The sequence below is a fragment of the Haloarcula sp. H-GB5 genome, assembly GCF_054850705.1.
Genome location: NZ_JBTWBG010000002.1, coordinates 535,438 through 551,585, shown reverse-complemented (window position 1 = coordinate 551,585; position 16,148 = coordinate 535,438). Strand labels below are relative to the sequence as shown.

Annotated in this window: 20 protein-coding genes; 7 read left to right on the top strand and 13 right to left on the bottom strand. The window is 63.5% G+C overall.

All coding sequences use genetic code 11. The features are described from left to right. Nucleotides 1-103: 103 nt before the first annotated feature. Nucleotides 104-403: a hypothetical protein gene (locus tag ACYJ11_RS10800; protein ID WP_461647775.1), complete on the top strand. Its 300-nt coding sequence runs from the start codon at nucleotides 104-106 to the stop codon at nucleotides 401-403. A gap of 165 nt (nucleotides 404-568) precedes the next feature. Next, nucleotides 569-1,630: an Mrp/NBP35 family ATP-binding protein gene (locus tag ACYJ11_RS10795; RefSeq protein ID WP_188980246.1), complete on the top strand. Its 1,062-nt coding sequence runs from the start codon at nucleotides 569-571 to the stop codon at nucleotides 1,628-1,630. Between the two features lie 62 nt (nucleotides 1,631-1,692). Here the strand turns inward: ACYJ11_RS10795 and ACYJ11_RS10790 are convergent, their stop codons facing one another. The 5 genes from ACYJ11_RS10790 to cofD all read right to left on the bottom strand — a co-directional run bounded on the left by ACYJ11_RS10790 (nucleotide 1,693) and on the right by cofD (nucleotide 5,272). Next, entirely contained in the window at nucleotides 1,693-1,884 is a 192-nt protein-coding gene (locus ACYJ11_RS10790) for a 30S ribosomal protein S17e (RefSeq protein ID WP_004516807.1), read from the bottom strand. Between the two features lie 190 nt (nucleotides 1,885-2,074). Beyond that, nucleotides 2,075-2,701, bottom strand: coding sequence for a DUF447 domain-containing protein (locus ACYJ11_RS10785; RefSeq protein ID WP_461647774.1), 627 nt, complete (start codon nucleotides 2,699-2,701; stop codon nucleotides 2,075-2,077). Further along, entirely contained in the window at nucleotides 2,698-3,561 is an 864-nt protein-coding gene (locus ACYJ11_RS10780) for a triphosphoribosyl-dephospho-CoA synthase (protein WP_461647773.1), read from the bottom strand. Before ACYJ11_RS10780 ends, ACYJ11_RS10785 begins: the two co-directional genes overlap by 4 nt. Then, entirely contained in the window at nucleotides 3,534-4,280 is a 747-nt protein-coding gene (locus tag ACYJ11_RS10775; protein ID WP_461647772.1) for a tRNA-dihydrouridine synthase, read from the bottom strand. The genes ACYJ11_RS10780 and ACYJ11_RS10775 overlap by 28 nt, the downstream gene beginning before the upstream one ends. Further along, complete coding sequence (gene cofD, locus ACYJ11_RS10770; protein WP_461647771.1) at nucleotides 4,280-5,272, bottom strand: 2-phospho-L-lactate transferase; 993 nt, start codon at nucleotides 5,270-5,272, stop codon at nucleotides 4,280-4,282. The genes ACYJ11_RS10775 and cofD overlap by 1 nt, the downstream gene beginning before the upstream one ends. 161 nt (nucleotides 5,273-5,433) lie before the next feature. On the opposite strand from cofD, the gene ACYJ11_RS10765 reads away from it, so the two are divergent. Continuing rightward, on the top strand, nucleotides 5,434-5,973 hold the full coding sequence (locus ACYJ11_RS10765) for a protein-tyrosine phosphatase family protein (protein ID WP_461647770.1): 540 nt from the start codon (nucleotides 5,434-5,436) through the stop codon (nucleotides 5,971-5,973). Nucleotides 5,974-5,990: 17 nt separating this feature from the next. Here ACYJ11_RS10765 and ACYJ11_RS10760 read toward each other — a convergent pair whose 3' ends face one another. The 5 genes from ACYJ11_RS10760 to ACYJ11_RS10740 form a co-directional block, all read right to left on the bottom strand. Then, nucleotides 5,991-6,731, bottom strand: a complete 741-nt coding sequence (locus ACYJ11_RS10760) for an ABC transporter permease (RefSeq protein WP_188980233.1) — start codon at nucleotides 6,729-6,731, stop codon at nucleotides 5,991-5,993. Continuing rightward, complete coding sequence (locus ACYJ11_RS10755; protein ID WP_461647769.1) at nucleotides 6,728-7,669, bottom strand: ABC transporter ATP-binding protein; 942 nt, start codon at nucleotides 7,667-7,669, stop codon at nucleotides 6,728-6,730. The genes ACYJ11_RS10760 and ACYJ11_RS10755 overlap by 4 nt, the downstream gene beginning before the upstream one ends. Nucleotides 7,670-7,943: 274 nt before the next feature. Next, nucleotides 7,944-8,183, bottom strand: coding sequence for an Rdx family protein (locus ACYJ11_RS10750; protein ID WP_461647768.1), 240 nt, complete (start codon nucleotides 8,181-8,183; stop codon nucleotides 7,944-7,946). 31 nt (nucleotides 8,184-8,214) lie between these two features. Continuing rightward, entirely contained in the window at nucleotides 8,215-8,916 is a 702-nt protein-coding gene (locus tag ACYJ11_RS10745; RefSeq protein ID WP_188980228.1) for a DUF7546 family protein, read from the bottom strand. Further along, nucleotides 8,913-10,304, bottom strand: a complete 1,392-nt coding sequence (locus ACYJ11_RS10740; protein WP_461647767.1) for a heme o synthase — start codon at nucleotides 10,302-10,304, stop codon at nucleotides 8,913-8,915. Before ACYJ11_RS10740 ends, ACYJ11_RS10745 begins: the two co-directional genes overlap by 4 nt. Before the next feature lie 142 nt (nucleotides 10,305-10,446). On the opposite strand from ACYJ11_RS10740, the gene coxB reads away from it, so the two are divergent. Next, nucleotides 10,447-11,208, top strand: a complete 762-nt coding sequence (coxB, locus tag ACYJ11_RS10735) for a cytochrome c oxidase subunit II (protein WP_461647766.1) — start codon at nucleotides 10,447-10,449, stop codon at nucleotides 11,206-11,208. Between the two features lie 875 nt (nucleotides 11,209-12,083). Here the strand turns inward: coxB and ACYJ11_RS10730 are convergent. Beyond that, the gene (locus ACYJ11_RS10730) at nucleotides 12,084-12,860 is read right to left on the bottom strand and encodes a CAP domain-containing protein (protein WP_461647765.1); all 777 of its coding nucleotides are present in this window, start codon (nucleotides 12,858-12,860) and stop codon (nucleotides 12,084-12,086) included. Nucleotides 12,861-12,982: 122 nt separating this feature from the next. Here ACYJ11_RS10730 and srp19 point away from each other — a divergent pair, with 122 nt between their 5' ends. The 3 genes from srp19 (at nucleotide 12,983) to ACYJ11_RS10715 (ending at nucleotide 14,673) form a co-directional block, all read left to right on the top strand. Further along, nucleotides 12,983-13,261 (top strand): signal recognition particle subunit SRP19, encoded by a 279-nt coding sequence (gene srp19 / locus ACYJ11_RS10725; protein ID WP_170098255.1) that lies wholly within the window; start codon nucleotides 12,983-12,985, stop codon nucleotides 13,259-13,261. Continuing rightward, nucleotides 13,258-13,485, top strand: coding sequence for an H/ACA ribonucleoprotein complex subunit GAR1 (locus ACYJ11_RS10720; protein WP_170098256.1), 228 nt, complete (start codon nucleotides 13,258-13,260; stop codon nucleotides 13,483-13,485). Before srp19 ends, ACYJ11_RS10720 begins: the two co-directional genes overlap by 4 nt. A 75-nt stretch (nucleotides 13,486-13,560) precedes the next feature. Next, entirely contained in the window at nucleotides 13,561-14,673 is a 1,113-nt protein-coding gene (locus ACYJ11_RS10715; RefSeq protein WP_461647764.1) for a presenilin family intramembrane aspartyl protease PSH, read from the top strand. 18 nt (nucleotides 14,674-14,691) lie between these two features. On the opposite strand, the gene ACYJ11_RS10710 is transcribed toward ACYJ11_RS10715, so the two are convergent. Both ACYJ11_RS10710 and ACYJ11_RS10705 read right to left on the bottom strand, forming a co-directional pair. Further along, entirely contained in the window at nucleotides 14,692-15,699 is a 1,008-nt protein-coding gene (locus tag ACYJ11_RS10710) for an ornithine cyclodeaminase family protein (protein WP_461647763.1), read from the bottom strand. Nucleotides 15,700-15,814: 115 nt separating this feature from the next. Beyond that, entirely contained in the window at nucleotides 15,815-16,048 is a 234-nt protein-coding gene (locus tag ACYJ11_RS10705) for a hypothetical protein (RefSeq protein ID WP_461647762.1), read from the bottom strand. Nucleotides 16,049-16,148: the final 100 nt, after the last annotated feature.

Sequence of the window (16,148 nt, the reverse complement as noted above, 5' to 3'; positions counted from 1 at the left end):
CCGCGTGATTGTAAGGCATACCCACTGAGGCATGGAGTAACAGGCCTCAGGTCGTTGACGGGGCCGGCATAATACACTCGTCACTGGGACCACATGTCAACGTATGCGCCGACATATCACCGACGGCGGCGGTGGCATCGACCCGACCGACCGAACGGCGGTTCGCGGCCAGCTGGAACGGTTCGCGGGACCGGACGCCGTGACCGAGGCGGACGACGGAACGCTCCGGGCCGACTTCGGCGGCCGCACACACGTCACAGTGGCCCCCGACGGCGCGATAGACACCGGCATGCCGCTACACTCCTTTGCCGGGACGCCGGAGCAGCTCGTGTTCGACCACGACAGCGGTGAGCTACGCGCCGAACTTGACGACGGCGGCGTCTACGTGTTTCGACGCCCTTGAGTCCGAGACGGCTGCTGTACCGATTTTCATTACTCGACCTCGTGCGCTTGCGTACGCGGGAGCTACGATAATTGGAGCCAGCACATCTCGATGCCGCCAATTCGGTTACTGCCGTGTCCGGCGGTGTCACAATCCTTATCGCACCTCCAGAGCCTAACCCTGTGCATGAATACAGATGACGTACGCGAGCGCCTGCAAGCGGTCGAGGACCCGGATCTTGGGGACGATATCGTCTCGCTCGGGCTGATCAACAGCATCGACGTGACTGACGACGAGGTCAGCATCGACCTGGCGCTCGGTGCGCCGTACTCGCCGACGGAGACGAGCATCGCGAACGAGGTCCGCGAGGCGCTGGGCGACATGGACCGCGAGATCGACCTCTCGGCGAGCGTCGACCGCGGCGTCCCGGAAGCGGAGGACCCGCTGCCGAAGGTCAAGAACGTCATCGCCGTCGCCTCGGGCAAGGGCGGCGTCGGCAAGTCGACCGTCGCAGTGAACCTCGCTGCCGGCCTCTCGCGGCTTGGTGCCCGGGTTGGCTTGTTCGACGCCGACGTGTACGGGCCGAACGTCCCGCGGATGCTCGACGCGGACGAGCAGCCGCGTGCGACAGAGGACGAGGAGATCATTCCTGTGGAAAAACACGGGATGAAGCTGATGAGCATGGACTTCCTCGTGGGCAAGGACGACCCGGTTATCTTCCGCGGTCCGATGGTCGACAACGTCCTCACGCAACTGTGGGACGACGTGCTCTGGGGCGAACTCGACTACATGGTCGTGGACCTGCCGCCGGGGACCGGCGACACGCAGTTGACGATGCTCCAGCAGGTGCCTGTTTCCGGGGCTGTCATCGTCACCACGCCGGAAGAGGTCGCGCTCGACGACGCCCGGAAGGGACTCCGGATGTTCGGTCGCCACGAAACCCCCGTGCTGGGCATCGTCGAGAACATGTCGTCGTTCGTCTGTCCGGACTGTGGTGGCACGCACGACATCTTCGGCAGCGGCGGCGGCCGCGAGTTCGCCGACGAAACGGAGATGCCGTTCCTCGGCGACATCCCGCTCGACCCCGAAGTCAGGGAGGGAGGTTCGACCGGGGAACCGCTCGTTCTCGACGAGGACAGCGACGTTGGCGAGTCGTTCCGCGACATCGCCGCTCGCACCGCGAACATGCAGGGAATCATCCACCGGAAGCGACAGAGCGACAGCCAGCGCGCCCAGCCCGAACAGTAGCGGGCAGTGGCTGAGGGGAGCAGTCGCTCAGATACCGCGGGAGACAGAGAGAAAGAACCGAGTTACGCTTCGACCGGGTTGTTCATCTTCCGGGTGACGTAGCCGGCGATGCGGTTGCGGACACCCTTGGATTCGATGTTGGTCAGTTCCTCGACGACGTCTTTGTTGTGTTCGAAGTCTGCACCGAAGGCGTCAGGGTATCGCTCCATGAGGAGCGTCCCGGTCTTCTTGACGTAGGCGGGTTTGATTGCCATGCGCGCTACTTGCTTGGTCGCACTCAAAAAGGGTTCGGAACGGACCACGCACGCGAATGTTTATCAGTAGGGGTGGGACGACCCGCAACCATGCACTGACCGTCGCCGTGACAGGGTACACGGGAGTGCGACACAGTCTGTCACGGGTCGCCGTGTGTCGCCTGTCTGCCCCAAATTCCGCGTGGAATCCTTACCAGTCGGCGTCGACTAAATCGCGGACGCGCTCGAAGGCCGCCCGTTCGCGCTCGCTGCCGGCCGTTTCGACCACGGACTCGAAGTACGCGAGACGGTCCAGCAACGTTTCGCGGTCGTAGCTCGGTACGTCCAGCCGCGAGGCCGCGACGGTCGCCTCGACGACGGCGGCGTGGCCGCGGTTCGTCGTCGGGACGACCCGTCGCTTGATGGTGCTATCGACGGGGTGTAGCGCCCACTCGACCCACTGCGTGTCGCCCTCCGTCCCGGAAGTGCGCTGTTCGACATTGACTTCTACCCAGGCATCCGCGCTGTCGATAACTGGGTCGTCTTCCTCCCGAACCGACAGCGCCGCCTCGACGAAGTCGACTGGGTCGCGCGTGAACTGAACGTAGCCGTCCCCGCGCTCCCGGAAGTTCCGCCAGGTCCGGGTCCGGCCCCACGTCGTCGCCGTGGCCGGGCCGTCGCCGTCCGGCGCATGGACGCCCAGCGCCGCGACGTTCCAGCGCTCGTTCGGTCCCAGTGTGGTGACGACGGTCTCGGAGACGCCAGCGATCGTGACAGGCCACTGTGTCTCAGAATTACCAGAAGCCGGACCATCGCCTGTCGAAGGAGCCCCCGTCACACGTCGAGCCCCCGTTCCAGCGCGACGAACAGCGCACCCGCGACGAGATCCGCAGTCGTTCCAGGGTTGATGTCCCGCCGGACGAACTCCTCGGCGAGGTCGGTTGCGTCTTCGTCGCCGTCGAGGACGGCCTGTGCCCGCTCCTGCACCTCCTCGGCGGTTTCGCGGTCTTGCTGTGTGACGATGAACGTGTCCGGTTCCGCCGCGAGCAGTTCGAGGAAGGCGTCAGACGCACGGTCGGCGACCGGCTCAGATCCGTCCAGTAGCCACTCGCTGGCCTCGAACACGCGTTCGAAGCCGGAGACCCACTCGGCGGCCACGCCGTCGACATCCGCGCTGGACGCCATCACGTCGAATAGCGTCAGCTCACGTGCCCGGAGTTCCGGGATCGCGTCGCTCCCGCGGCGGACATCGAGCGGCTCCAGACCGTCGGGCGGGTCGTCGACAGCCACATCGACGTGCTCGAAGGCGCGGTAGAACGCCGCCGCATCCTCGACGGTCGTCCCACGGACCACGGCGTCCGCGCCGGACGGTGACAGTCGCCCGTCAGCGGCCGTGGCCACTAACGGTGTGAGCACCAGCAGCGCCCCGAATTGTGTATTCCCACCGGATTGGCCTGCCATTCCTTCGACGGCTGTCTCGAACGCGGGGCCGATGGGGTCGCCCTCGGCCGCACGGTCGAGACCCGACCGAGCCCCCACAGCGCCGGCCATGAAGTGCTCGAACCGGAGGTCGTCGTACTCCCGCTCGCGGTCGACGTTACCCGGTTTCGGCGTGCCGGAGACCTCCAGCAGCAGTGCTAGCTGGGCGTTCTCTGCAACAGGCCGCTCGGTCACGGTGACACCTCCGACGTGAACCACTCCGCTGTCGTTTTTCGGACTTCGCCGAGTAGCTCCGGCCTGTCGCTCGCACGACCGACGCTGACGGCGTCAGCGCCGTACGAGAGGTACTCTCGTGTGGTCGCCGTCCCGCGAACGCCGTTGTTCGCCACGACGAACAGGTCGGTGGCGGCAGCCACGTCGGCGATGACTGACTCCGTGTCCATCGCGTCGACGTGGAACATGTCACCGCCGGCATCTTCGATAGTCTGTGCAACGGCCGGGAGCGAGACGCCGTCGAGTTCGGCACGCCCCTTCACCGAAACCGTCGCCCCTGTCGACGCTGCTGCTTCCACGAACTCTGCCAGTCGTTCCGGTTGCCGGAGCAGCGACTCGCCGGCACCGGCGGCGCACATCTCGTCTTGCCGGCAGTGGGCATTGATCTCGATGATGGCGTCGTGGCGCTGACAGACGGTGGCGGCACGCGCTACAGGGTCACGTGTCACGCTTCGTACATTGAACGCCGGGCGCAGCGGTGCATCCGCCAGCGCAGCCAATTGATCGTCAACGAACGCGACCGGATCGTCCGGCAGGAACTCGGAGCGGTCGCGGTCCGTCATCGCTCGGGCGGCCTCGCGGGTCCGGTCGTCGAGCGCGATACCGCCGAGGAACGCACACCCGATGTGGGATTCGACCGCGCGGGCCCACGACGCGTTGGCCTCCCCGCTCAGACTCGCGAGGGCGACGCGCGGCTCAAACATCAGGCCACCTCCGACAGCGCCGTTTCGACAGCGCGGTTCACCCGCTCGGCGTCGGCCGCGTCTTCGAGGGTCGTGTCAGTTCGGATGGCCGGTACGTCAAGCGGCGTCGAATCGTCGTCGTCAAGTACGAACGCGTCAGCGAAAGGGTAGGCCTCGGCCACGCCGGCGGTGCTTGGCTCAAGTCCGACGCCGGCCATCAGGTCAGCCGCCGGCCCCGAGAACACCGTGTCTTCGATGAACGGCGAGACGGCAACGACCGTTGTCTCGTGCAGTGCCTGTTCGATGTCGTCGACGGCGAGCATCGGCCCGAGCGAGGTCACGGGGTTCGACGGACCGATGACAACAGTATCGTCGAGCGCGGTCAGGACGGCGTCCGTCGCGCTGGCCGCCTCGGAGCCACGAAACTCCACGTCTTCGACCAAGGGTTCTCCGTTGTGTCCTACCCACCACTCCTGAAAGTGCATCTGGTCGATCGGGGTGTGAATGATAGACGCGACAGGGTCGTCGCTCATCGGTAACAGCGTCCGCTCCAACTCGAACGCGTCCGCAAGCGTCCGCGTCGCGTCTGTCAGTGAGTACCCTTCGTCAAGCAGCGAGGTCCGCGTGACGTGGACCGCGCGGTCCCGGTCGCCGATATGCATAAACTCCGCAACGCCGGAGAAGCGCCGCCAGCGGGCGATGTCTCGGCCCGCAGTCTGTGCGTCGTCAGGGAGGTATCGTGGGCCACCGTCGAGCCCGGCGGCGTCGGCCAGCCGCGTCAGTTCAGTGTGTGTCTCGGCGGTGTCGTCGGCGATCCCCCACCACGTCTCTCGATCGAGCACCTCACCGTCGAGGAACAGGACGGTATCGAGGTCCGGACAGACGAGGTGGCCCCCCAGTTCGATATCGTCACCGGTGTTGGCGACGACAGTCGTCGCCGTCGGCGAAAACACGTCGTCGGCACCGGCGAGGAGCTTCGGCGTTCCCGTCCCGCCGGCAAGAAACGTCACCATGTCTCGACGTAGGGGGAACTGACAGTATAAACGTGGTCACTGAAACTGGATGTGGCTGGAACGTGGTCCCGCAGAGACCGACTTCTATTCGAAGAATCACAGCTGAGAACTGGGTGGGTAGAGTGAAGAGGGTCGGTAGGATAGGCAGGATAACGGGTGCTATGCCCATCGTGAATCCACACCGCTTCGCGCCTGCAACCTCCAACGAAGAGTACGTCTACGGCTCCTGTGCGCCCGGCTGGCATACGGTCGCCACGCAGCAGGACGCTATCGATGATTGGATCGAACACATGCAGGCACACGACATCGAGCGGATCTGCTGTCTGCTTCCCGGCCAACAGCTCGACGGCGCTGGGGCTAACCTCCGGCGCTATCGGGAGGCCTTCGGAACGTCAGCAGTCCGCCACGTACCGGTTCCCGACCACCGACTTATTCCTCAAGACCGCCTCCACGACGAGATCCTGCCGTTTCTGGTTGACGCCTGCGAATCAGAGGAACGGGTCGTCGTTCACTGTCTGGCCGGCATCGGCCGGACCGGACAGGTACTTGCCGCATGGCTAGTGTATCATTACGACTACGGCCCGGACCGCGCCATCGAGACCGTCCAGGAGATGGGTCGTGACCCCAGAGACGCTATCAAATCGGGTAACGCGACTGCGGCGGAACTGTCCGACCTGTTATCATCGGTCGCACGCCTGTAGAAAATTCCGGTCGGCGCTCAGTCTGTCCGTGGGAGCAACCGCGCACCGATCACAAAACCAACGACAGCACAGGCGGTGAGAACGGCGAGCGGGCCGAGTGCATCGCCAGTGCCGGTCGTCGCGGCACGGACGCCACGCGAGAAGTACGTCAGCGGCGAGAGCCACGTCGGCAGCCACGCGGGCAGAAGTGTCTGTGGGACGAACGTCTCCGAGAGGAAGAGCAGCGGAAGTGCAAGGCCGTTGCTCGCTGCGATGACGCCGTCCTGTGAGTCCGCGAGGCTGCCCAGCATCGCGCCGACGGCACAGAACAGCGCGACGCCGAGGCCGACGAAGGGGAGCAACAGCCCCGACGGTTGGATGGTCGCGCCGGTGAGCCACACCATCAGGCCCAGAATCAGGAGACCGGCGATACCGATGATGACGACGTTGACGAGCGTCTGTGCCAGCAGCCACTCAGTCCGGGTCAGCGGCGTCGTCGCCAGCTTCTCGAAGCGGTTGCCGTCCCGATGTCGCGCTACTTCGCTGCCGACGCGGGAGAGCGGGGTAAACAGGACGACGACGGCCAGATACCCCGGCGCGTAGAAGCTCGGCGGCTCCGTGAACAGCCCGCCACCGCCCGGCTGAGTCTGGACCAGTACGCCGAAGATAACGACGATAATGACCGGGAAAAAGAACGTGAAGAAGACGGCCGTCCGTCGCCGGAGGAAGGCCAGCGACGCCGCGCGCGTCTCTGCCGTGAGTCGCCCCAACCGGCTCATTGAGCACCACCCGCGACCGGCTCCGTCTGCTGTGGTTCACCGCGCTGGCCGACAGCCGTCCCGGTGAGTTCGAGGTACACGTCCTCCAAGTCCGGCTGTTTCCAGGTCAGACTGTCGTACTCGATGCCCGCCTGCCCCAGTTGCTCAGTGATGTTGCCGATAGACTCCGGGCGGATGCCGTAGACGACCAACCGGCCGTTCCGGATCGCTGTCTCCGCCGGGTAGTCGATGGCTGAGACGGCAGCTTCGTCGAAGGAGCCATCGACGATGAGCTGGCTGTCGCCACCGTGCTCGGCCACGAGCTGCTCCGGCGAGTCGAGTGCGATGAGCGTCCCGTCTGCGAGGAGGCCAACGCGGTCCGCGAGCCGCTGGGCCTCCTCCATGTAGTGTGTCGTGACGAGTATCGTCACGCCGCGGTCGGCGAGTCCCTCCAACAGTCGCCAGAGGTCACGCCGACCGGCCGGATCGATACCGGTCGTCGGCTCGTCCAGTACGAGCAGATCCGGGTCGTTGATCAGCGCCGTCGCGACGCAGGTCCGTCGCTGCTGCCCGCCCGAGAGATTCTCGTATGTGGTGCTCGCGGTATCGGCCAGACCGACATCGTCGAGCACGGCCTCGACATCGCGGGTATCGTCGTACAGGCCAGCATAGTATTCCAGCAGTTCCCGCGCCGTCAGTCGCTCGTGGGGCGAAAACGACTGTGGCAACAGCCCGATTCGGTCGCGGGCGACCGTTCTGGGCGACTGGCCAAACAGCTGTACCTCGCCAGTCGCGTCCGTCGTTCCGGTCAACGCTCGTACCAGCGTGGTCTTGCCAGCCCCATTGGGACCGACCAGCGCGAGCACTTCTCCAGCGGTCGCCGTCAGCGACACGCCGTCGAGTGCGACCGTCTCGCCGTAGCGCCGCCCGACATCCGACGCGACCAGTACCTCGTCCATGCGCCCTCGTCCGGTCGGGTGGCCGAAAGCAGTTCCGTTCTCGCGCGACTATCGGCTACACGTTGCGGCCACACTCAAGACAGACAGCGGGGAGCCACGGCTTGTCCGTGACGACCGGGTTCGTCTCTTCACAGTGGTCACAGAACTCGGTTTTCGTCGCCATTTGCCGAAGATGTCACAGCAAAACAATAAATAGTTTGTTGTGCGCTAGGTCGTCACAAACTGTTGGTAGCTCCACCGCAGTATTGGGCACACACTATCACTGTGGGGCCTGCTACGTGACGTGCGATCGGATCTCACGTACGATAGCGTCTACGTCGAACTCGTCGCTGGCCTCGGCTTTGTCGTAGACGGTCTCGTCGTCGACACTGATTCTGAACACGCCGTGGTCGCCCATGACCAGTCGGACGCTGTTGAGTTCGCGCTCGAGTCCGGATAAAATCGCTTGCTGGACGTTTACCGCTCGTTCGCGGAACCCACATGGAACACAGTATTCGATTTCGACAGAACTCATGCCGGCCCTTACGCCTGTCGGCCTGAAAGCTCTATGGTCGGTCGATTAGTGCTCGGAGCCGACCGACGAGTGTCACATCGAAGCGGTGGACGCCGTACAGCAGTCCGACCGAGGTGACGAACACCACCGTCGAGAGCCCATACGACTGGGACAGGGCCGCCTGTGACAGTGTTGCCCCGACACCCACGAAGCCCCCCAGTATCGACGCAATGATCGGGAGGACACAGGAGACACACGAAAAGAGGCCGACGATGCCGCCCACCGCACCGCCGCTTGCGTCGACAGCGGTCACGAACACCAGATACGACAGCGCCAGATAGCCGGCGACCTTCCAGGGGATGAGCACCACACTGAGGGTCGCACCACTGAACACGATCGTCGGCGAGAATCCCGGTGGGGCTTGCGTGACCAATCGGATGCCAGTCCCCTGACCACCCGTGCCGTACACGCCGCCAACGTACCCCAGTACGAGCAGATAGCCGAGAGCGATAACCGCACTGCCAACCGTCCGACGGCGGTCGGTCAGTTCCGGCCGCACTCGCAGAAACACGAGACCGGCGATGTTGAGCCAGATGAACGGGAACACCAGCAGGAACGGGTCCGTCGCGGGTTGGGCCGTGTTGAGGACGTAGCCCAGAACGAGGATGAACTCCGCGTTCAACACGGCTGCCCAGGTCACCAGCGAGCGCGTGTCCGGGACTGCATCTCTGAGAGTCGCTGTCGTGGTGCTCATAGTGCCAGTGCGTCGACGACGATGGCGATCAGGACCGCCCCGAGGTAGGCGTTCGACGCATGGAACGCCCGGAACGCCGCCGCTTCGGTCTGTTCGCGGTGGAGCAGAATGACGGCCCAGAGGAACACCGCACCCAGCAACACCGACGTGACGGCGTACAGCCAGCCAAGCGGCGTGAGCACACCCAGAACACCTGCTGATATGAGCGTCGCCCCGAGATAGTAGACGATGTGCTTGCGCGTCTCCGTCTCGCCGCGGACGACCGGCATCATCGGGAAGCCGCCCGCCTCGTAATCGTCCTTGTACGCGAGCGCGAGGTTGTAGAAGTGCGCTGGCGTCCAAAGGAAGATGACCACGGCGAGGACGACGCCCGGGAGACCGACTGATCCGTCGGCGGCAACCCAGCCGATGAGCGCTGGCAGTGCGCCGGCGGCTCCGCCGATGACAGTGTTCTGGACGGTGTTGGGCTTCAACACGAGCGTGTAGATGACGCTGTAGAACACAATCGCGGTCAGCCCGAGGACCGCTACGAGCGCGTTCACCTGCCAGAACAGCCACAGTGACGCAAGCGACAGGAGCAGGCCAAAGGCCAGCGCGTTCCGGACCGGGATCTGGTGGGTCGCGATAGGACGATCCGAGGTCCGGTCCATGCGCTTGTCGATGTCGCGTTCGAGAACGTGGTTGAACGTCCCCGACGCCCCGATAGAGAGGACGCCGCCCCCGAGCGTGAGCAGCACCGTCCGAACAGTGAGCGTCTGTCCGGCGGCGAGTGCCATCCCAGCCGCAGCGACCAGACACAGAAGCCACATCAGCCGGGGCTTCATCAGGCGGAAGTACGCAGACGCAGTCCCGACGAGCCGTTCGCGGAGAGAGAGTGTGGTGGTTTGGCCACCGATTTCGTCTCCGGTCGGTTCCGGCGCGGGCGTCGGGTTCTTCACTGGAGTCTCGTCATCACTGCCCGTCTCAGCTTCGAGGTGCCACGCGAGAGCCAGCACGAACGAGCCGAAGATGCCCATTCCCAGAGCGAGGTGGGCACCGGGGAGTGCCGTCTCGGTGCTCGTCGCGACGACAGCGCCGAGCGCTATCTGGACCGGGTACAGCGCGGTGCCGAGGAGGATAGCTGCCTTGACACGGCCGCGGCAGCCGGATCGGAGCCCGATAAGGGCCACAGCCACAACGAGGAGTCCAACGGCGGCTGCGACGAGTCGATGTCCCCAGGCGACTAATAGGGCCGTGTTCGTTACGTCGACCGGTCCGTCACACAGCGGCCATGTAGTACAGGCTGCCGCCGCATCCGTAAGCGTCGTTGTCGCGCCGGCGAGAACTAGCAAGTACACGCCGACGGCGGTCGCGGCGAGCAGCCCGGTGAAGGTCCGGCTCTCTGCCATTATTGTATCCTTCGATGCTGGCCACTTAGACCTCGCGATTCCGCTGTCTCTGTCCGGAGCCGCTCCGCTGCCCTATTGCTGCAAATCGGGAGCCTGCGGCGAAGACAGCAGTTATTTATCCCCGAAATCCTAAGCCGCATCCATGACCCGGAAACGTGCCGGTCTGGTCGCTCTGTTCGGTGCTGCGTTGCTCGCGCTCGCCGCCGAGCCGGCCGCCGCCGCACAGATTCAGGACTCGACGACGGATAGCCTCATCTGGGGGCTGAACATGAACCTCCTGTACGTGGCGATCCCGATTACGGTCCTCGTCGAAGGGATTCTGATCTACACCGTCTGGCGATTCCGTAATCAGGAAGAGGCGCTTCCGACGCAGGAGAACCGCCGACTCGAAGTCACCTGGACCATCGCGACGGCGATCATTCTCCTGTTCGTCGGCGTCGCCTCCTACCAGGTGATGGCTAGCCCGTACGTCACCGCCGAGGCCGGTGACCAGGCCGCACTGCAGGAACAGGACACTGAACTCATCACCGTCGAAGCCCAGCGGTACGGCTGGACGTTCTACTACAACGAGTCGAGCTGGGACGGTGAAGCGGAGGTGACCACCACGACGGACCTAAAGATACCGGCCAATCAGGACGTATCCTTGCGGGTTACGTCGAAGGACTGGCTACATGCGTTCCACGTGCCTGGACTTGGACTGAAATCGGACGCGTTCCCCGGCCAGTACAACCGCCTCCGGACCAACGCAGAGAACACCGGCACCTATCAGCTCTACTGTGCTGAATACTGTGGCTCTGGACACTCACAGATGCTCGGGACCGTTGAGGTCGTCCCACAGGACGAATACGAGGACTGGCTGGCAGAGCAGAAGAGCGGTGGCGACTCCGAAAGCAGCGGCGAGTAACGCGGTAACTGAGCGGCTTTTTCCGTCCGAGAACTGACCGAACTGCGGACCATTCCACCCGTCCAGCAGACCGTGTATTTCCGTGCGGTGACTGGGAGTCAGACCGAGTCGAGTAAGAGAGCCAAAGCGGCCCGCCAGTCCGTTACTGAACGATCCATCTGTCAGTTACTTCGCCGTCTGAACCGACTGTCAGATCCACGCTCTGGTGGCCGTTGACCGTATCACTGAATTCCTGCTTGCCGTCGACAGAGAGCACAATTCGACAGGTCTGAGCGTCCGTATCGCGGTTAATCTGGACTGATTCCCCCGGTGGAATTGAAAGTTCCTTGTCCTGGCATGTGGCTAGTAGGACAACAGTACCCGAGAACGCACCGACGACTTGGACTTCTACGAGCTTTGACCCGTCACACATCGATGGCCAACACTCCGGTGTCGATACCGTGGAAGGCGACGTCCCGGTCTCAGTGGCGGTTTTGCCCGGCGTTTCTGTCGCCCCTGGTGCTGGGGAGTTGCTTTCGGTTGTGCCATTACTATTCCACTCGGCGCAACCCGAGAGAGGTATGGAAAGTGCTGAGATTGAGAGGATTTGTCGGCGATTCATAACAACTGGTGAAATGGTATATGTAAGTGTTTTGTGAGAGGTATGACGGCTGTACCCGGCTTAGCCACAGGAGACAGTATTAGTGGAGTTCCGTTGATTGATCGAGTACTGCCCCCAGCGGTTTCCGAACGGGTCGCCACAGAGAGTAGCGAGGTACCGACGACACTGTTCGCTTGGGGAAATGTAGAACTTAGACAGAGGTGTGGGGCAGTGGCAGCACACAGCGCTCACAAACGACCTCGGCTGTCAGTGTCTCGGTACGTCTGTCCAGCCGTTAGCCGCAGATGTTGGCAGTCGCGTACACGTTGCCGGTATCGGTTATCTCCACGCCGATGCCGACGAGATTGGCGTTGCGGAGCGTGAGCCGTTCGCGGTAGTCCGGCCACGCCATCCAGTCATCGACGATTTTTCTGGCGACTTCCTTGTCGGTGGCATGGAACAGTTCCTCGCCGTTCTCCTCGTACATCTGGCCGGCGACTGTCATCTCAACTGCCTCAAACCGGTTTCGGTCCGGCTGCTCGATGTACTCGCCCTCTGCAGAGTCGAACGTACACCGGTCGTAGAGGCCGGTGTCTTCGTACCGGTCTTTACTGGAGACGCCGTCGATCTTGTGGATCGCATTCCCTTCGATGGCCATCTGCTCGCTGTGGTTCTTTGCCATCTCGTTGAGGTCCTCTTCTGTCCGAAGTCCCGATTCGAACGGTGGGACATCTGCGGCCTCGCGTTCCTCGTTGAGGAACTGCCGGATGTAGTTCGAGACGTTCTGTTCGTTGAACTCCCGTGCCGGGATCGACTCCTGCTGTGGGGTCGCTGTCTCGGTCACTGTTCCGTTTGGTTCCGCCGTTGGTGTTGGCGTCGTACTGTTACCGGCTGTTGCCGTCGCCGTTGAACTACCGCCATTACCGCCGCCGCCGTCGTCGCTCTGTGAATCAGCTGTCTGTGTCGTCGTATCCGCTGTCCCGCCCGCGAACTGTGCTCCGATAAGGACTCCCGTCCCTAAAACTACGAGGAGCACCACGGCGGCGATAGCGAGTAACCCTTTCTTTACCATATGCCACGGATAGATTACAGAGGTATGTAAGCTTGATTCTTCATATATTTAATCTAATTATCATTTCATCTCCTATCGACGGTGACGATAACCCATATATGCCACGGGCGGCCACTCCCGGTATGGTCGAGAACGTTATCTGGCCGGTGGCACTCGACGCCAACCACTCGCGCAGCGACGGGCGTCGCGTGTCACTTGATCTGGCCGTCGAAGAGCCGACTGTCGACGAGATCGCCAAGGCCGTCCAGCAGGTCGGCTACGACGCAGTCATCGAACGGGACAAGACGTATCCACGCGAGTACGAGGCCCGCGGGCGAGTCGTCGTCAAGGACGCGGACGATGCGACGAAAAGCGACCTGCTCGGGGCCGTGGCGGCCTATATGCAGGCGCTCCGTGAATGAAACGCATCGGCACTGTCTCGCGGGTCGCACAGGGACTGGCCGTCGTCCGGGCGCCCGACGACGAGTACGCGGCTGTGGGGACCGACGTGGTCGACGAGGAACTCCAGACGGTTGGCTCCGTCGTCGACGTGTTCGGTCCGGTCGAGCGCCCGTACCTCGCAGTCTCGCCGAACGACAGCGTGCATCTCCCGGCGCTGGTCGGCACGGTCCTGTACGCGCGGTAACAGTCCTCCGAACAGCTGACGCCTGTCCACCTCTGCTTCGTAACGCTCAAACCGGTTCCTGCAGGACGTGTGTGCATGGAGCGACGGTGGCGAATCCTCGGCGGGTGTGGCCTCATCGCTGGTATCTTCCTGTTCGTCCAGCTCGGCGCGCTGGCGCTAGTCCAGCCCTTCGAATCGGCTGGCTACCAGGCCGTCGAGGACCCGTCTGACCCCACGAACAGCCTCATGTACATCGGGGCGATTCTGGTCGCGACGGTGGTTATGTTGCTTGCCTTCCGCTACGACGTGGATCAGCTCATTCGCGGGCTCATCGTCTTCTCAGCGGCCTGGCTCTCTCTGTACGTGTTTCAGGTGGTGGTGCCGCCGGTGTTCACGTTCGCCGGCCTCAACGTCGTCGCCGTCCTGTTAGCACTGGGTCTGGGGACGGCGCTGCTGATCTATCCCGAGTGGTACGTCATCGACAGCGCCGGTGCCGTGATGGGGGCTGCCGCCGCCGGCCTGTTCGGTATCAGTTTCGGGGTGTTGCCGGCGCTCGTCCTGTTGACAGTCCTCGCCGTGTACGATGCGATCAGCGTCTACGGGACTGAGCACATGCTCACGCTGGCCTCGGGCGTCATGGACCTCAAGGTCCCCGTCGTCCTCGTGATCCCGATGACGCTGTCGTACTCGTATCTCGACGCAACGGCGCCGGACCCGACGGCGGAGTCCGGGGAAAGCGACGAATCGACGGCGGCGAACGACGCGACCAAGGAGCCGGCGACCACAGAATCCGGAGCCGACGCGGACGGTCCGGCAGTTGCGGATGGGAGCCAGCCGGCGGAACGTCCCGACGAAGCGACAAAGACTGGCAAAGCAGACGAAGGTGCTGACGTTCACGCCGACCCGCTAGAGCGCGATGCGCTGTTTATCGGTCTCGGTGACGCCATCATCCCGTCGATACTCGTCGCCAGTGCCGCGTTCTTCGCCTCGTCGGACGTACTGTCGGTATTCGGCGTCCCGTTGCCGGCGCTGACCGCGATGATCGGGTCCTACGTCGGCCTGACAGTACTGCTGTGGATGGTGCTGAAAGGGCGCGCACACGCGGGGCTCCCGCTGTTGAACGGTGGAACTATCGCCGGCTACATCGTCGGCGCGCTCGCCGCCGGTATTAGTCTGGTCGACGCCCTCGGTCTCGGACCGTACCTCTGATCGGCGTTCCAGCGACCGTTACCGCCCAGTCAGGGCTTTGCTCGCGGGCGCGAAATCGATCTCCTCACCGCGGCCCTCGGCCTTCGCCCGCTCGTACAGCATATGGCCCACAGCGACGGTTTCGATGGCTGTACCGCCCGAATCAAACACGGTGATCTCCTCGGGAGACTGCCGCCCGGGTGCGTTGCCGGCGACAATATCACCTAGCTCGGCGTGGACGTGGTCCTCGTCGATGACGCCCGCATCGAGGGCGTTGATGAACGACCCAGCGTCCTGTGTCACCCGCTCGCGCAGATCCGGAACATACGTTGCGCGTTCGATTGTCGTTGCGTCCAGTTCGTTCTTTTCGGGGTGGTACTGGCCCATCGCAGTCACGTGAGTTCCCGGTTCGAGCAGGTCGCCGTCGAACACCGGTTCGCTCGCACTGGTCGCCGTGATAACGACATCGGAACCCTCGATTGCTGCGGACGGGGACGCGACGGCAGCCACTGTCGGGTCCAGTGCATCGTTCATCTCCGCGGCGAAGGACTCCCGGCTACTGGCCGTCGGGGAGTACACTTCGATGCGATCGAAATCACGGACTGTCGCCGTCGCACGGACCTGACCGCGAGCCTGTGCGCCGCTGCCGATCACTGCGAGGTCGCTGGCGTCACGGCGGGCCAGTGCGTCGACACCGACCGCCCCCGCCGCGCCGGTCTTGTGCGGGTTCATGCTCGCACCGTCGAGGACAGCGAGCGGGTCGCCGCTGTCGGCGTCGAATATCGGGAGCGTGAAGTGTGCGTCCCGTCCGCTGAAACCGGCCGCGTAGGTGTACCCGCCCATCGCACCGGTGTCGGGAAGAATCGCGAGATAGCCCGTCAACATGCCGGCGGGCTCGTCCGAGAACAGCGTTGTTCTGGGCGTCGCCGGGGCACCCTCGCCACGCTGGCGATACCCCTCTCTGACGGCGTCGACGTACTCGGTGGGTTCAGCGAGGTCGGCGACCTCGTCACTCTGCAAGAACAGCGCTGTCGCATCTGTCGTCATACTCCGTCGTTTGGGCGAGCGACTCTTATACTGCCCGGCAGTGCCAATCTGTTCGACCCGGGACCGGTCACTGGATATCTATCGAAAACAGGAAAGTAGACGGGTGGGACAGCACTCAGTCCGCAGTCTGTAGCGGGTCCGACTGCGCGCCCTGCTGAGTCGACGCGTCGTTCGGAACCGGGTCGACGGGGGCACGGACGAACATCGCATGGCCGATGAGACCGACTGTTACGACAGAAGCCATCGGAATCGCCGTCGTCAGTTCGAAGCCGGCAAGGAACAGAGTTGCGGTGATGCCGGCCATGGCGAGCGGAATGAGTCCGAGAATGATGTCGTAATAACCCGTCATAATTATGAATTATTCTACGGTGGAGGGATATATGAATGTTTCCCTAAAATACGGCATAATACACGCAATGGCCACTGCAAATTTACTCAGTAGCCGTTAA

What these genes read in the sequence shown, in the direction of transcription:
- ACYJ11_RS10760 (WP_188980233.1), bottom strand. Translation starts at nt 6,731, where the DNA reads ATGAGCCGGTTGGGGCGACTCACGGCAGAGACGCGCGCGGCGTCGCTG.
- ACYJ11_RS10710 (WP_461647763.1), bottom strand. Translation starts at nt 15,699, where the DNA reads ATGACGACAGATGCGACAGCGCTGTTCTTGCAGAGTGACGAGGTCGCC.
- ACYJ11_RS10745 (WP_188980228.1), bottom strand. Translation starts at nt 8,916, where the DNA reads ATGAGCACCACGACAGCGACTCTCAGAGATGCAGTCCCGGACACGCGC.
- srp19 (WP_170098255.1), top strand. Translation starts at nt 12,983, where the DNA reads ATGGTCGAGAACGTTATCTGGCCGGTGGCACTCGACGCCAACCACTCG.
- ACYJ11_RS10705 (WP_461647762.1), bottom strand. Translation starts at nt 16,048, where the DNA reads ATGACGGGTTATTACGACATCATTCTCGGACTCATTCCGCTCGCCATG.
- ACYJ11_RS10795 (WP_188980246.1), top strand. Translation starts at nt 569, where the DNA reads ATGAATACAGATGACGTACGCGAGCGCCTGCAAGCGGTCGAGGACCCG.
- ACYJ11_RS10790 (WP_004516807.1), bottom strand. Translation starts at nt 1,884, where the DNA reads ATGGCAATCAAACCCGCCTACGTCAAGAAGACCGGGACGCTCCTCATG.
- ACYJ11_RS10730 (WP_461647765.1), bottom strand. Translation starts at nt 12,860, where the DNA reads ATGGTAAAGAAAGGGTTACTCGCTATCGCCGCCGTGGTGCTCCTCGTA.
- ACYJ11_RS10715 (WP_461647764.1), top strand. Translation starts at nt 13,561, where the DNA reads ATGGAGCGACGGTGGCGAATCCTCGGCGGGTGTGGCCTCATCGCTGGT.
- ACYJ11_RS10775 (WP_461647772.1), bottom strand. Translation starts at nt 4,280, where the DNA reads ATGTTTGAGCCGCGCGTCGCCCTCGCGAGTCTGAGCGGGGAGGCCAAC.
- ACYJ11_RS10755 (WP_461647769.1), bottom strand. Translation starts at nt 7,669, where the DNA reads ATGGACGAGGTACTGGTCGCGTCGGATGTCGGGCGGCGCTACGGCGAG.
- coxB (WP_461647766.1), top strand. Translation starts at nt 10,447, where the DNA reads ATGACCCGGAAACGTGCCGGTCTGGTCGCTCTGTTCGGTGCTGCGTTG.
- ACYJ11_RS10800 (WP_461647775.1), top strand. Translation starts at nt 104, where the DNA reads ATGCGCCGACATATCACCGACGGCGGCGGTGGCATCGACCCGACCGAC.
- ACYJ11_RS10740 (WP_461647767.1), bottom strand. Translation starts at nt 10,304, where the DNA reads ATGGCAGAGAGCCGGACCTTCACCGGGCTGCTCGCCGCGACCGCCGTC.
- ACYJ11_RS10750 (WP_461647768.1), bottom strand. Translation starts at nt 8,183, where the DNA reads ATGAGTTCTGTCGAAATCGAATACTGTGTTCCATGTGGGTTCCGCGAA.
- ACYJ11_RS10720 (WP_170098256.1), top strand. Translation starts at nt 13,258, where the DNA reads ATGAAACGCATCGGCACTGTCTCGCGGGTCGCACAGGGACTGGCCGTC.
- ACYJ11_RS10765 (WP_461647770.1), top strand. Translation starts at nt 5,434, where the DNA reads ATGCCCATCGTGAATCCACACCGCTTCGCGCCTGCAACCTCCAACGAA.
- cofD (WP_461647771.1), bottom strand. Translation starts at nt 5,272, where the DNA reads ATGGTGACGTTTCTTGCCGGCGGGACGGGAACGCCGAAGCTCCTCGCC.